Raw genomic sequence first — 13998 nt, forward strand, 5'->3', positions numbered from 1 at the left:
CCATGCACGATATCGAATTGAGCGAAGAGCAAGTCATGATCCGCGACATGGCCCGGGACTTTGCCCGCGGCGAAATCGCGCCCCATGCGCAAGCCTGGGAAAAGGCCGGCTGGATCGATGACGGTCTGGTGGCGAAGATGGGTGAACTGGGCCTGCTGGGCATGGTGGTGCCGGAAGAATGGGGCGGCACCTATGTCGACTACGTCGCCTACGCCCTGGCGGTAGAAGAGATTTCGGCCGGCGACGGCGCCACGGGCGCATTGATGAGCATCCACAATTCCGTGGGCTGCGGCCCGGTGCTCAACTACGGCACCGAAGAACAGAAACAAACCTGGTTGCCGGATCTGGCCAGCGGCCAGGCGATCGGCTGCTTCTGCCTGACCGAGCCGCAAGCCGGCTCCGAAGCGCACAACCTGCGCACCCGCGCTGAACTGCGCGACGGCCAATGGGTGATCAACGGCGCCAAGCAATTCGTCAGCAATGGCAAGCGGGCAAAACTGGCGATTGTGTTTGCCGTGACCGATCCGGACCTGGGCAAGCGCGGCATCTCGGCGTTCCTGGTGCCGACCGATACCGCCGGTTTCATCGTCGACCGCACCGAACACAAAATGGGCATTCGCGCCTCCGACACCTGCGCGGTGACTTTGAGCAACTGCACGATTCCCGAAGCCAATCTGCTGGGTGATCGCGGTAAAGGGCTGGCCATCGCCCTGTCCAACCTCGAAGGCGGCCGCATCGGCATCGCTGCCCAGGCGCTGGGCATTGCCCGGGCAGCGTTCGAAGCCGCACTGGCGTATTCGCGGGATCGGGTGCAGTTCGACAAACCGATCATCGAGCACCAGAGCATCGCGAATATGCTCGCTGACATGCACACCCGGCTAAACGCGGCGCGCTTGCTGATCCTGCATGCGGCTCGGCTGCGCAGTGCCGGCAAACCGTGCCTGTCCGAGGCTTCGCAGGCCAAGCTGTTTGCGTCGGAAATGGCCGAGAAAGTCTGCTCGTCTGCGATGCAGATTCATGGCGGGTACGGGTATCTGGAAGATTACCCGGTGGAGCGCTATTACCGGGATGCGCGGATTACGCAGATTTATGAAGGGTCGAGCGAGATACAGCGGATGGTGATTGCCCGGGAGTTGAAAAACTATCTGGTGTGAAGCTTGAAAGCTTCGCGGGCAAGCCTCGCTCCTACAGGTTATCGGTGTTCGCATGAACGACCCGTAACCCAGTAGGAGCGAGGCTTGCCCGCGAAGGCGTCGGTGAGGTCGCTACATCACTTACCCTGGAACTGCGCCTCACGCTTGGCAATGAACGCCGCCATCCCTTCCTTCTGATCCTGCGTCGCAAACGCCGCATGGAACACCCGGCGCTCAAAGCGCACGCCTTCCGACAGGCTCACTTCAAACGCGCGGTTGACGCTTTCCTTGATCATCATCGCGATCGGCAACGACTTCTTGGCGATCAACGCGGCGACTTTCAGCGCTTCTTCCAGCAGTTCATCCGCCGGCACGATCCGCGCGACGATCCCGCAACGCTCGGCTTCTACCGCATCAATCAAACGTCCGCTCAGGCACATTTCCATGGCCTTGGCCTTGCCCACGGCGCGGGTCAGGCGCTGGGTGCCGCCCATACCCGGCAGCACGCCGAGGTTGATTTCCGGCTGGCCGAATTTCGCATTGTCGCCGGCAAGGATGAAATCGCACATCAGCGCCAGTTCACAGCCACCGCCCAGGGCGAAACCGTTGACCGCTGCAATGATCGGCTTGCGGCGGTTGGCCACGCGATCGCTGTCGCTGAACAGATCGTCCAGATAGATCTGCGGGTAGGTCAGCTCGGCCATTTCCTTGATGTCGGCGCCGGCGGCGAAGGCTTTTTTCGAGCCGGTCAGCACGATGCAGCCGATGTTCGAATCAGCTTCCAGGCCATCGAGGGCGTGGTTCAGTTCGCTGACGATCTGCGCATTCAACGCGTTCAGCGCCTGCGGACGGTTGAGGGTGATCAGGCCTACACGACCGTGGGTTTCCAGCAAAATCGTTTCGTAACTCACAATGGACTCCTTCTTAAAGATTGCGCGAAATAACCATGCGCTGAATATCGCTGGTGCCTTCGTAGATCTGGCAAACCCGCACGTCGCGGTAGATCCGCTCCAGCGGGAAGTCGTTCAGGTAACCGTAACCACCGAGGGTTTGCAACGCCGAGGAGCAGACCTTCTCGGCCATTTCCGAGGCGAACAGCTTGGCCATGGACGCTTCGACCAGGGCCGGTTGACCGCTGTCCCTCAATGCAGCGGCGTAATGCACCATCTGCCGGGCGACGGCGATTTGCGTCGCCATGTCTGCCAAGCGGAAGGCTACGGCTTGATGTTCGATGATCGGCTTGCCGAAACTCTCACGCTCACGGGCGTAATCGCGGGCCGCTTCAAACGCGGCGCGGGCCATGCCCACCGATTGCGAGGCGATACCGACACGGCCGCCTTCAAGGTTGGCCAGGGCGATCCGGTAACCTTCGCCCTCCTCACCTAACCGGTTGGCCACCGGCACTTTGACGTCTTCGAAGAGAATCTGGCAGGTGTCGGAGGCGTGCTGGCCGAGTTTGTCTTCAACCCGGGCGACTTTGTAGCCCGGCGAATCAGTCGGCACGATCAGCGCCGTGATGCCGCGCTTGCCGGCACTCGGGTCGGTCACGGCAAACACGATCACCACCCCGGCGTTCTGCCCGGACGTGATGAACTGCTTGCAGCCGTTGAGCACGTAGTGATCGCCTTCCAGGCGCGCACGGGTTTTCAGGCCGCTGGCGTCGGAACCGGCCTGCGGTTCGGTCAGGGCAAAGGCGCCGAGCATCGCGCCGCTGGCCAGTGGCTTGAGGAAGCGTTCTTTCTGATCATCGTTGCCGTACTTGAGGATAGGTACGCAACCCACGGAGTTGTGCACGCTCATGATCGTCGAGCAGGCGCCGTCACCGGCGGCGATTTCTTCCAAAGCCATGGCGTAGGCCAGGTAACCGGTGTCGCAACCGCCCCACTGCTCCGGCACCAGCATGCCGAAGAAGCCCAGTTCGGCCATCTCACCGATGGCTTCCTTGGGGAAGCGGTGTTCGCGGTCCCACTCGGCGGCAAACGGTTTCAGCCGTTCCTGGGCGAATTGTCGGGCCATGTCGCGGATCTGTTGTTGGTCGTCATCGGGAATCATGGTGAATCCTTAAAAATTGAGCCTGACGCAGAACCTGTAGGAGCGAGCCTGCTCGCGAAGAGCCGTGTCAGTCGACATTAACGTTGAATGACACACCGCATTCTCGAGCAGGCTCGCTCCTACAGTGGGAATTGCGTCAACCTTAGTAAAGGCATTCCACAGCCATGGCCGTGGCTTCACCGCCGCCGATGCAGATCGCTGCAACGCCGCGTTTCAGGCCTTTCTGGCGCAGGGCCGAGAGCAAGGTCACGAGAATCCGCGCGCCAGACGCACCAATCGGGTGGCCCAGGGCGCAGGCGCCGCCGTGCACGTTGATCTTCTCGTGGGGGATTTCCAGTTTGGTCATGGTCACCAGACTGACCACCGCGAATGCTTCGTTGACTTCGAACAGCTCGACGTCGTCCACGGACCAACCGGTTTTCTTCAGCAGCTTCTTGATCGCGCCCACCGGTGCCACCGGGAACAGGCCCGGGGTATCGGCAAATGCAGAATGGCCGTGAATCACTGCCAGCGGTTTCAGACCTTGTTTCTGTGCTTCGGACCGGCGCATCAGCACCAGCGCCGCCGCACCGTCGGAAATCGAACTGGAGTTGGCCGCGGTCACCGTGCCGCCTTCGCGGAATGCCGGTTTCAGCGAAGTGATCTTGTCCAGCTTGGCTTTCGGTGGTTGTTCGTCGTTGCTGATCAGCACCTGCTCTTTTCCGACAGTCACGGTAATCGGCACGATCTCGTCCTTGAAGCTGCCGTCCTTGATCGCCTGCTGCGCGCGGGTGGTCGAGGCAATGGCGAACGCGTCCTGGGCTTCGCGGCTGAAACCGTTGGTTTCGGCGCAATCCTCGGCGAAGGTGCCCATCAGGCGGCCCTTGTCGTAGGCGTCTTCCAGACCGTCGAGAAACATGGAATCGAGCACGCGGCCATGGCCCATGCGGTAACCGCTGCGAGCGCGGTCCAGCAGGTACGGTGCGTTGGACATGCTTTCCATGCCGCCCGCGACGACCACGTCGGCGCTGCCGGCAACGAGCATGTCGTGGGCCAGAATCGCTGCTTCCATGCCCGAGCCGCACATCTTGTTCAGGGTGGTGCAGCGGGTCGATTTATCCAGCCCCGCGCCCAATGCAGCTTGCCGCGCCGGTGCCTGACCCAGGCCTGCGGGCAGTACGCAGCCAAACAGCACTTCTTCTACGGATTCAGGTTTGATACCCGCGCGTTCGACGGCAGCGCGGATCGCGGCAGCCCCCAGTTGCGGCGCGGTCAGGCTTTTCAGTTCGCCCTGGAAACCGCCCATCGGGGTGCGGACGGCGCTGACGATAACGATGGGATCGTTGGCAATAGTCATGACAAATCCTCCTTATTTAGCGGCCATGCGCAAGGCACCGTCGAGACGGATCACCTCGCCATTGAGCATGCTGTTTTCAATGATATGCCTGACCAGCGCGGCATACTCGCCCGGTTTGCCCAGGCGCGGCGGAAATGGCACACCAGCCGCCAGGGACGCGCGGACTTCCGGGGTCATGCCGGCCATCATCGGGGTTTCAAAAATGCCGGGGGCGATGGTCATCACGCGGATGCCGAAGCGCGCCAGTTCACGGGCGGCGGGCAAGGTCAGGCTGACGATCGCGCCTTTGGACGCTGCATAAGCGGCCTGGCCAATCTGGCCATCGTAAGCCGCGGCTGAGGCGGTGTTGATGATCACGCCGCGTTCGCCGTCGGCATCCGCTTCGGTTTCGGCGATGGCCGCCGAAGCCAGGCGCAGCATATTGAAGCTGCCGATCAGGTTGACGTTGATCACCTGGCTGAAACTGGCCAGCGCGTGCGGGCCAGTCTTGCCGAGGATCTTCTCGCCACGCACGATGCCGGCGCAATTGACCAGACCGTTGAGACCGCCGAAGGCTTTCACCGTCGCCTGCACAGCGGCTTCGGCAGCGGCTTCGTCGCTGATGTCGGCCACTACGCTTTGCGCGCCGAGACGTTGCGCCTGGGCCGCGAGCGCCTCGGCGTTCATGTCCACCAGCATCACTTTGGCGCCAGCCGCGACCAGCATTTCAGCGGTGGCCGCACCGAGGCCCGAGGCACCGCCGGTGACGAGAAAAACCTTGTTTTCGATCTGCATCATTGTGTCCTTGATTCAAGCTAAACGTTCTTCGCCGCAGCCTCTTGAGCCTTGGCGATTTCCTGGTTGCGCAAGATAAAGCGCTGCAATTTGCCGCTTGGGGTTTTCGGCAACTCGCTGACAAATTCGATTTCACGCGGGTACGAATGCGCGGCCAGGCGCTTGCGCACGTGTTGGCGCAGTTCTTCGGCCAGCTCCGGTGTCGGGCGGTATTGCTCACAAATCACGACGAAGGCTTTGACCAGTTCGGTGCGCTCCGGATCGGGTTTTCCGACGACGGCGGCTTCGATCACTGACGGGTGTTCGATCAATGCACTTTCCACATCGAACGGGCCGACGCGGTAGCCGGAAGTGGTGATCACGTCATCGCTGCGCCCGACGAAGCTGATGCTGCCGTCCGGGTTCCACTCGACGGTGTCGCCACTCAGGTAGTAGTTGCCAACGAAGGCCTTGGTTGGCGCGCCTTCGTAACCGGCGAACCAGCACATCGGCGACTGGGTACGGTCGATGGCGAGGATGCCGGGCTGGCCGACGCCGAGCTCCTTGTACTCGTCGTCGAGCACCACGATGCGGTGGCCCGGCGAGGCAAACCCGGCGGCGCCCATGTGGATCGGGTGCTCCAGGCCATGGTGATTGCACAGGACCATGCCCAGTTCGGTCTGGCCGTAATGGTCATGAATGACCACCCCGAGGTTGTCGGCGAACCAACGGATCACTTCCGGGTTCAGCGGCTCACCGGCGCTGCTGACGATGCGCAGTTTGCCCTTGATCGACTTGGCGAACTCGTCGCCACCGGCAATCAGCAAGCGATAGGCCGTCGGTGACCCGGTGAGGTTGGTGATCCCGTATTTATTGATCACCCGGCAGGTGCTTTCGAGGGTGAACGGGCCATCGTAAAAGGTGATCGGATGCCCCATCGCCATGGGACCGGTGACGCCGAAATAGATGCCGTAGGCCCAGCCCGGATCGGCGACGTTCCAGAACGCGTCTTCGGGGCGCAGGTCCACGGCGTCACGGGTGTAGCTCTGAAAAGCGACAATGGCTTTGAGCGGCACCGACAGGGCTTTCGACGGGCCGGTGGTGCCCGAGGTGAACATCAGCAGGAACGGGTCTTCGCCGGTCAGCAACACCGGTTCGCACTCGGGGGAATAATTGGCCAGTTCGGCCCAGAAGCTGTAATCGCCACGGACGATGCCTTGGCCTTTCGCACCGCCGACGGTAACGATGGTCGGGCAGTCGGCGACTTCAATGAGTTTGGGGCGATTGACCGCATCGGTCACCACCACTTTGGCGCCGGAGCAGCTGAGTCGGTGTTCGATGGCTTTCGGGCCGAAGGCGGTAAACAACGGCTGATAGACCGCGCCGATGCGCCAGGTGGCGAAGACGGTGATCAGCAATTCGATATTACGTGGCAGCAGGCCGGCGACCTTGTCGCCTTTTTTCACGCCCTGGGCCAGAAGGAAGTTGGCAAAGCGCGCGGCTTTGTCCTGCAGGTCCTTGAAGGTGTACGTGGCGCTGGCGCCGTCGCGGCCTTCCCAGAACAGCGCAATACGCCCCGGCAAGGCATGCCGGTCGCAACACTCGACGCAGGCGTTTAGGGCAGTCAGATCGCCGGCCAGGGCGGCGTCGACGGTGTGCTGATAATTGAACTGTGACGTGGCAGACAAGTAATCGCGCATTGCCAGAATCCCTGTGTATTTTTATTAGGTTGGGGGAACCGTAAAAACCACAGAAATACTCACCCCACGCGGGGCTCGGGGCAATGGTCAAAGCTATCAAGTTGTCTGACTGGTTTGGCCAAGGTAGCCAATGATCGTTCCCACGCTCTGCGCGGGAACGATCGGTATCTAGCTCGCTTCGTTAAGGATCAAACTCCGATAATGCCCCGGATTGGACCCCGACCACTTGCGAAACGCCTTGTAGAACGAACTCGCATCCGCAAACCCCAGCCGCGTGGCGATCTCGGCAAAGCTGATACTCGGCTCAGCCAGCCAGACAATGGCCAATTCCTTGCGCACGCTGTCCTTGAGCCCTTGATAGGTCTGCCCTTCCTCCGCCAGGCGCCGGCGCAAGGTCGAGGCCGACATGCACAGTTGCTGCGCCAGAGGCTCGGTCTCCGGCCACTGATCGGCGGGCAACTGGCGTAAATCATGCTTGATCCGGCTCGCCAGGCTCTCCGGGTCGCGGTACTTGACCAGAATATTCGCTGGCGCATGGGCCAGGAAGCGCTTGAGTTCTTCCGGGCTGCGCTTGATCGGCAGGTCCAGGCAATCCGCCGAGAAAATCATCCGCGTGCGGGGCCGGTCGAATCGCAGGTTCTCGGAGAACATCACCTGATAGTCATCGCAGAAATCCGGCGCCGGGCAGCGTAATTCAATGGCCAGAATCGGTATCCGCCGCCCCGCCAGCCAACAGGCAACGCCGTGCACGATCATCCAGTAGGTGAAATAGGTAAAGGCCCGGCGCGGGTCCAGCTCATCTTCCAGCAACACGATCTCCGCCAGGCTTTGCTGACGAACCAGCTGCGCCGGCATGCGTTCGAGCATCAACGACAGGAAACTCAGGCCTGAGGTCAGGCCGGCTGCCAGGCTCGGCTGGATCATCGAGCTGCGGCAGAGAAACTCAAGGCTGCCGGATTTGAGCTTGCGCGGGTCCATGCCAAAAAATTCATCGTCCCCGCGCCGGGCCAGCAAGCGCCAAAGCCGTGCATACGCCGTCGCCGGAACGCGGGCATCACTGGTTTGTAGCAGCTGCGGATCAATGCCGACTTTGTTCAATACCTCGTCGGTGGCGGCTCCGGGGGCGCAGCTTTGCAACAGGGCTTCACGCACCAGTTGGATGGCGATGGTGTCTTTTTCCGACATTGAGCGAGGTGGGCCTTGATCTTGTTTGAGTGCCGGCATCTTAGCGCACAGCGACCCAATCCTGTAGGAGCGAGCGGTGCGGCGATCCGACTTGCCCGCGAAGCAGGCGACTCGGTCTTGCCCTGATACCGAGTAATCGTTCTTCGCGGGCAAGCCTCGCTCCTACAAGGGGGTGGTGTGATCTTTAGAGTTGTTCAGGTTAGGTTCAGGTAAATGCCAATGAATGCCATTTGGGAATGAGTGTCATTATGTTACAACTTAGCACCCTATCTAATTCCACGACGGTGCTGAATGCTTGTTCCTTTTCTGATCATGCTGCGCGAAGGCATTGAAGCCGCGTTGATCGTTGGCATCATCGCCAGCTACCTCAAGCAGACCGGCCGTGGCCAGTGGATGCCCGCCGTGTGGATCGGCGTTTTCCTTGCCGTTGCGCTGGCCTTGCTGGTGGGCGGTGGTCTGGAGCTGGTGAGCGCCGAATTCCCGCAGAAACAACAGGAGTTGTTTGAAGGTGTGGTCGGCCTGGTGGCTGTCGGCATTCTCAGCTCCATGGTCTTCTGGATGCGCAAAGTGGCGCGTTCGATCAAGCACTCGCTGCACGTCTCCCTCGACCACGCGCTGACCGGCTCCAAACACCAGGTCACGGCACTGATCGCCATGGTGTTTTTCGCCGTGGCCCGGGAAGGCCTGGAGACGGTGTTCTTCCTGCTCGCGGTGTTCCAGCAGAGCGAAGGCCCGGCGGCACCGATCGGCGCCCTCCTCGGCCTGATCCTGGCGATCATCGTCGGCTTCCTGATCTACACCGGCAGCATGCGCCTGAACCTCGGCGCGTTCTTCCGCTGGACCGGCTTGTTCATCCTGGTGGTGGCGGCGGGCATTCTCGCCAACTCGGTGCAGGCGCTGCATGAAGCCGGAGTCTGGAATCACCTGCAAACCGTGCTCTTGGACTTCAGTGCGACGCTGCCGATGGACGGCCCGGTGGGATCGGTGCTGGCCGGCATGTTCGGTTACCAGGACGCGCCGACGGTCAGCACCCTCGGGGCCTATCTGATTTACCTGGCAGTGGCGCTGGTGATGTTCTTCATCCCAGCCCCGGCACCCGCTGAACAACCTTCTTCCGTTTCCAGCCAATAAGGGCACCCATGCCAAATCAAGTCCCTCCCCAGGCCTCGCCTCCCCGTGCCTTGCGCTGGGCGGTGGTCGGTTCGGTGATCGTGATGATCGCCGCCGGCGGCCTGTTCTACTACGCCTCGAAAATGGCGGCGGCCAAGCGCCAGGTTAACCATGACGAAGTGCTGGTGACTATTCACCCGCACAGCTGCGAGCCGAATGCGCTGTCCGTTCCGGCGGGTCGCGCCAGCTTCCGCATCGTCAATCGCTCGGACCGGGCGGTGGAATGGGAGATCCTTGACGGCGTGCTGGTAGTCGAAGAACGGGAAAACATCGCGCCGGGCCTGAGCCAGGTGATCAATGCCAACCTGCTACCCGGCGACTATGCGATCACCTGCGGATTGCTGAGCAACCCGCGAGGCACCTTGCACGTGACTCCGACTGCCGCCTCCGACGCGGCCGCCAAGGCCAAGCCGTCGATGGTCGCCTTCGTAGGGCCGTTGTCAGAATTCCGTGTGTACCTGAGCAGTCAAAGCAACGCGCTGATCAAAGCCGTCGCCGCCCTTGAGCAAGCAATCGCCGCTGGCGACCTGAGCCAGGCACAAGCGCTGTATGTGCCCGCCCGCGCCGCTTATCAACGGATCGCCCCCGCCGCCCAGCGTCTGGCTGAACTGGACAACGCCATCAATGCCCGCGCCGATTACTTCGAGAAACGCGAACAGGATCCAGCCTTCAGCGGTTTCCACCGCATCGAGTACGCGCTGTTCCAGCAACGCAACCTCGACGGTCTGGCACCGGTTGCCCAGCGCTTGAACAGCGACGTCGCCACGCTCAAACAGCAACTGCTCGCGCAATCGCTGCCACCGGAACAGTTGGTGAGCATTGTCGCGCGCAATCTGCACAGCCTCGCCGATGTGCGTGCCAGCAGCGGTGAAGAAGAACGCTACAGCCACACCGACCTGAACGGTTTTGCCGCCAACCTCTTTGCTGCGCGCAAAGTCGTCGACCTGTTGCGCCCGTTGCTGACCAAGTCCGCCACCGAGTTGTTGCCGAAGATCGACAGCGCGATCACTGCCCTCGATGCCGAACTCAATGGGTTGAAGGTCCAGGACGGCTACGCGAGCTACGACATGGTGAGTGCCGCGCAGCGCAAACAGATCGCCGACAAGGCCAAGGCGCTGGCCGACGCACTCGATGGAATCGATCCCGCCCTCGGCCTTTCCGGCCTTTAAGCAGAAGACTCAAAACCGATGAACGATTCAGAACACTTCAACCTCCAGCGTCGCCGGGTATTGATGGGCATGGGCGCTGCGGGTGTTGCGCTGGCAGGCTCCGCACTGAGCTGCCCGGCGATGGCCGCAAGCCCCGCGCAAGTCACCGAAGCACCAAGCAGCGACAAGACCGAAGACCGCCACGCGTTCCATGGCAAGCACCAGACCGGCATCGTCACTCCGCGCCCGGCGTCCGGCATGCTGGTGTCGTTTGATGTGCTGGCCAGTGATCGCGAGGACCTGGAACGGCTGTTCCGCACCCTCAACGAGCGCATCGCGTTCCTGATGCAGGGCGGACCGGTGGCGCAAGTCGATCCGAAACTGCCGCCGGTGGATTCGGGCATCCTCGGCCCGGTGGTCACGCCGGACAACCTGACCATCACCGTATCGGTGGGCGAGTCGCTGTTCGACGAGCGCTTCGGCCTGGCCGCGGCCAAGCCCAAACGGTTGAGCCGCATGGTCGGTTTTCCTAACGATGCTCTGGACGCCGATTGCTGCCACGGCGACCTGAGTCTGCAGTTTTGCGCCAACACCACCGACACCAACATCCACGCCCTGCGCGACATTGTGAAAAACCTGCCGGACCTGCTGCTGGTGCGCTGGAAACAGGAAGGCAGCGTGCCGCCCCAGGCGCCGACGAAACCCGGTGTGCCGGCGCAGAGCGCACGCAATTTCCTCGGTTTTCGCGACGGCTCGGCGAACCCGGACTCCAACGATGCCAAGTCCATGGACAGCCTCGTCTGGGTGCAACCGGGCAGCGACGAACCGGCGTGGGCCGCCAATGGCAGCTATCAGGCGGTGCGGATCATCCGCAACTTCGTCGAGCGCTGGGACCGCACGCCCTTGCAGGAACAGGAAAGCATTCTCGGCCGCATAAAAGCCACCGGCGCGCCCATGGGCGGCGCCCATGAAACTGAAGTTCCGGACTACGCCAAGGACCCGCAAGGCAAACTGACCAAACTCGACGCGCATATCCGCCTGGCCAACCCGCGCGCTGCTGCGACCCAGGCCAACCTGATCCTGCGCCGGCCGTTCAACTACTCCAACGGCGTGAACAAGAACGGCCAGTTGGACATGGGTTTGTTGTTCATCTGCTACCAGGCGGATCTGGACAAAGGTTTTATCACCGTCCAGACCCGACTCAACGGCGAGCCGCTGGAGGAATACCTCAAGCCGGTCGGCGGCGGTTACTTCTTCACCCTGCCGGGTGTGACGGGCGACCAGGACTTCATCGGTCGCTCGCTGCTTGACGCTGCCTCACCCAAAACAAACACCTGAACAACCCCCACACGGAACCGTCCCATGAAAAAGTCGCCCCTCGCGTTATTGCTGACCCTAGGCTTGCTCAATACCCCGCTGTCGGCTTTCGCGACGACGGCGCCGCTGGAGCTGGTGCAGCCGATTTCGGATTACAAAATCTATGTCACGGAGCAACTGGATGAGCTGGCCAGCCACACACAGCAGTTCACCGATTCAGTGAAAAAAGGAGACTTGGCCACCGCCAGGAAACTGTACGCACCGACCCGGGTTTTCTACGAATCGATCGAGCCGATTGCCGAGCTGTTCAGCGACCTCGATGCCTCCATCGACTCCCGTGTCGATGACCACGAAAAAGGCGTGACGGCCGAAGATTTCACCGGTTTCCACCGCATTGAATATTCGCTGTTCTCGCAAAACAGCACCCAGGGTCTCGATGAACTGGCCGATGGCTTGAACAAAGACGTCAAAGACCTGCAAACCCGCGTCGCCGGCCTGACCTTCCCGCCCGAGAAAGTGGTGGGCGGCGCCGCTGCGCTGCTGGAAGAAGTGGCGGCCACCAAGATCTCCGGTGAAGAAGACCGCTACAGCCACACTGACCTGTATGACTTCCAGGGCAACATCGACGGCGCGAAGAAAATCGTCGACCTGTTCCGTCCGCAGATCGAAAAGCAGGACGCGGCGTTTATTGCCAAGGTCGACAAGAACTTTGCCAGCGTGAACAAGATTCTGGCGAAGTACAAAACCGGGGATGGTGGGTTCGAGACGTATGACAAGGTGAAAGAGAACGACCGCAAGGCGTTGGTTGGGCCGGTGAATACGTTGGCTGAAGACCTTTCCACATTGCGTGGGAAATTGGGTTTGAACTGATTTTTTGTAGCGTTTTGGCGGGCCTCTTCGCGGGCAAGCCTCGCTCCTGCTGCGAGGCTTGCCCGCGAAGGCATTATCACGCTCACCGATATTCCTCCTGCCTTGCACATAACCCGCGCTAACATCCCCCGCCAATAATAAAAGCTCACGGAAGACTCACCATGACCACCCCTGCCTTCGACCTGCGCCCACTCATGGTCGCCAACATGGCCTGTTCCATGTCGATGATGGCGTTCGTCTCCCTGATCGGACCGATCGCCCGGGTATTGGGCCTGGCCACCTGGCAGGCCGGCGCGGCGGTGACGGTGTCCGGGGTGATCTGGATGTTGCTCGCCCGCCCCTGGGGCCGGGCCAGTGATCGCTATGGCCGGCGACGGATTCTGTTGATCGCCACAGCCGGCTTCACCCTCGCCTACTGGGCCTTGTGCCTGTTCATCGATGCCTCGTTGCGTTTTCTGCCGTCGGCGCTGTTGGGGTTTATCGGGTTGATGATCGGACGCGGCCTGATCGGCGTGTTCTATGCCGCGATTCCGGTGGGCGGCAACGCGCTGATCGCCGACAACATCGAGCCGCAACACCGCGCCAAAGCCATGGCGGCCCTGGGCGCGGCCAACGCCTGCGGGCTGGTGATCGGCCCGGCGATTGCGGCGTTGTTGTCGCGCTTCAGTCTGAGCTTGCCGTTCTATGCCATGGCGATCCTGCCGTTACTGGCGTTTGTGGTGCTGCACTACAAACTCAAGGGTCAGGAACTGCACCTGCGGCAAGCGCCGCGCAAGGTTCATCTGAACGATCCACGACTGCGTCGCCCAATGGCCGTCGCGTTTGTGGCGATGCTCTGTGTGTCGATTGCGCAGATCACCGTCGGCTTCTTCGCCCTCGACCGACTCGGCATGAACCCGGCCGATGCCGCGCAAACCGCGGGCATCGCCTTGACCATGGTCGGTTTCGCGCTGATCTGTTCGCAACTGCTGGTGCGCCGGCTTGAATGGCCGCCGCTGCGGCTCATCCGCGCGGGCGCACTGGTGGCGGCCGTGGGCTTTGCCGGCAGCATCCTGGCGGATGCTGCTTGGGGTTTATGGCTGTGTTTTTTCGTGTCGGCGGGTGGGATGGGGCTGATCTTTCCGTCGTTCGCCGCACTGGCGGCCAACGCGGTCGACGCCTCGGAACAAGGCGCCACCGCCGGCTCCATTGGTGCCGCGCAAGGCTTTGGCGTGGTCATCGGACCGCTGGCGGCGACGTTGATCTACGACGTCGATCCGCGCCTTCCCTACCTGTTTGCCGCTGCGCTGTTGCTGCTGGTGGCGTTGTGGCCACAGACGCGGCAGCACTGAGGG

General features: G+C 61.7%; 12 protein-coding genes. 6 read left to right on the forward strand and 6 right to left on the reverse strand.

Annotated elements, in window-relative coordinates; translation table 11 throughout:
* Positions 1–2 precede the first annotated feature (2 nt).
* Complete coding sequence (locus tag AB4N91_RS12705) at positions 3–1154, forward strand: acyl-CoA dehydrogenase family protein (RefSeq protein ID WP_010460035.1); 1152 nt, start codon at positions 3–5, stop codon at positions 1152–1154.
* Between the two features lie 116 nt (positions 1155–1270).
* Here AB4N91_RS12705 and AB4N91_RS12710 read toward each other — a convergent pair whose 3' ends face one another.
* The 6 genes from AB4N91_RS12710 to AB4N91_RS12735 all read right to left on the reverse strand — a co-directional run bounded on the left by AB4N91_RS12710 (position 1271) and on the right by AB4N91_RS12735 (position 8159).
* The gene (locus AB4N91_RS12710) at positions 1271–2044 is read right to left on the reverse strand and encodes an enoyl-CoA hydratase (protein ID WP_077748383.1); all 774 of its coding nucleotides are present in this window, start codon (positions 2042–2044) and stop codon (positions 1271–1273) included.
* 13 nt (positions 2045–2057) lie between these two features.
* Positions 2058–3185: an acyl-CoA dehydrogenase gene (locus tag AB4N91_RS12715; RefSeq protein WP_077748382.1), complete on the reverse strand. Its 1128-nt coding sequence runs from the start codon at positions 3183–3185 to the stop codon at positions 2058–2060.
* Positions 3186–3327: 142 nt separating this feature from the next.
* Positions 3328–4521 (reverse strand): acetyl-CoA C-acyltransferase, encoded by a 1194-nt coding sequence (locus AB4N91_RS12720; RefSeq protein WP_460112515.1) that lies wholly within the window; start codon positions 4519–4521, stop codon positions 3328–3330.
* Positions 4522–4533: 12 nt separating this feature from the next.
* Positions 4534–5295 (reverse strand): SDR family NAD(P)-dependent oxidoreductase, encoded by a 762-nt coding sequence (locus AB4N91_RS12725; protein ID WP_460112516.1) that lies wholly within the window; start codon positions 5293–5295, stop codon positions 4534–4536.
* A 20-nt stretch (positions 5296–5315) separates the two neighbouring features.
* On the reverse strand, positions 5316–6974 hold the full coding sequence (locus AB4N91_RS12730; protein WP_145307258.1) for an AMP-binding protein: 1659 nt from the start codon (positions 6972–6974) through the stop codon (positions 5316–5318).
* 168 nt (positions 6975–7142) lie between these two features.
* On the reverse strand, positions 7143–8159 hold the full coding sequence (locus AB4N91_RS12735; protein WP_042932818.1) for an AraC family transcriptional regulator: 1017 nt from the start codon (positions 8157–8159) through the stop codon (positions 7143–7145).
* Between the two features lie 291 nt (positions 8160–8450).
* On the opposite strand from AB4N91_RS12735, the gene efeU reads away from it, so the two are divergent.
* From efeU to AB4N91_RS12760, 5 genes are all read left to right on the forward strand, one after another.
* The gene (gene efeU / locus AB4N91_RS12740; RefSeq protein WP_010460022.1) at positions 8451–9290 is read left to right on the forward strand and encodes an iron uptake transporter permease EfeU; all 840 of its coding nucleotides are present in this window, start codon (positions 8451–8453) and stop codon (positions 9288–9290) included.
* Positions 9291–9298: 8 nt separating this feature from the next.
* A complete protein-coding gene (efeO, locus tag AB4N91_RS12745) occupies positions 9299–10498 on the forward strand; it encodes an iron uptake system protein EfeO (protein ID WP_154911749.1) in 1200 nt (399 codons plus the stop codon).
* A gap of 18 nt (positions 10499–10516) precedes the next feature.
* Positions 10517–11815, forward strand: a complete 1299-nt coding sequence (gene efeB, locus AB4N91_RS12750) for an iron uptake transporter deferrochelatase/peroxidase subunit (RefSeq protein ID WP_154911750.1) — start codon at positions 10517–10519, stop codon at positions 11813–11815.
* 24 nt (positions 11816–11839) lie between these two features.
* Positions 11840–12664 (forward strand): iron uptake system protein EfeO, encoded by an 825-nt coding sequence (gene efeO / locus AB4N91_RS12755; protein ID WP_154911751.1) that lies wholly within the window; start codon positions 11840–11842, stop codon positions 12662–12664.
* Positions 12665–12825: 161 nt separating this feature from the next.
* Positions 12826–13995 carry an MFS transporter gene (locus AB4N91_RS12760; protein ID WP_154504577.1) on the forward strand — a complete coding sequence of 390 codons (1170 nt, stop codon included), beginning with the start codon at positions 12826–12828 and terminating at the stop codon, positions 13993–13995.
* Positions 13996–13998: the final 3 nt, after the last annotated feature.

It is taken from the genome of Pseudomonas sp. H3_D04 (genome assembly GCF_054669175.1).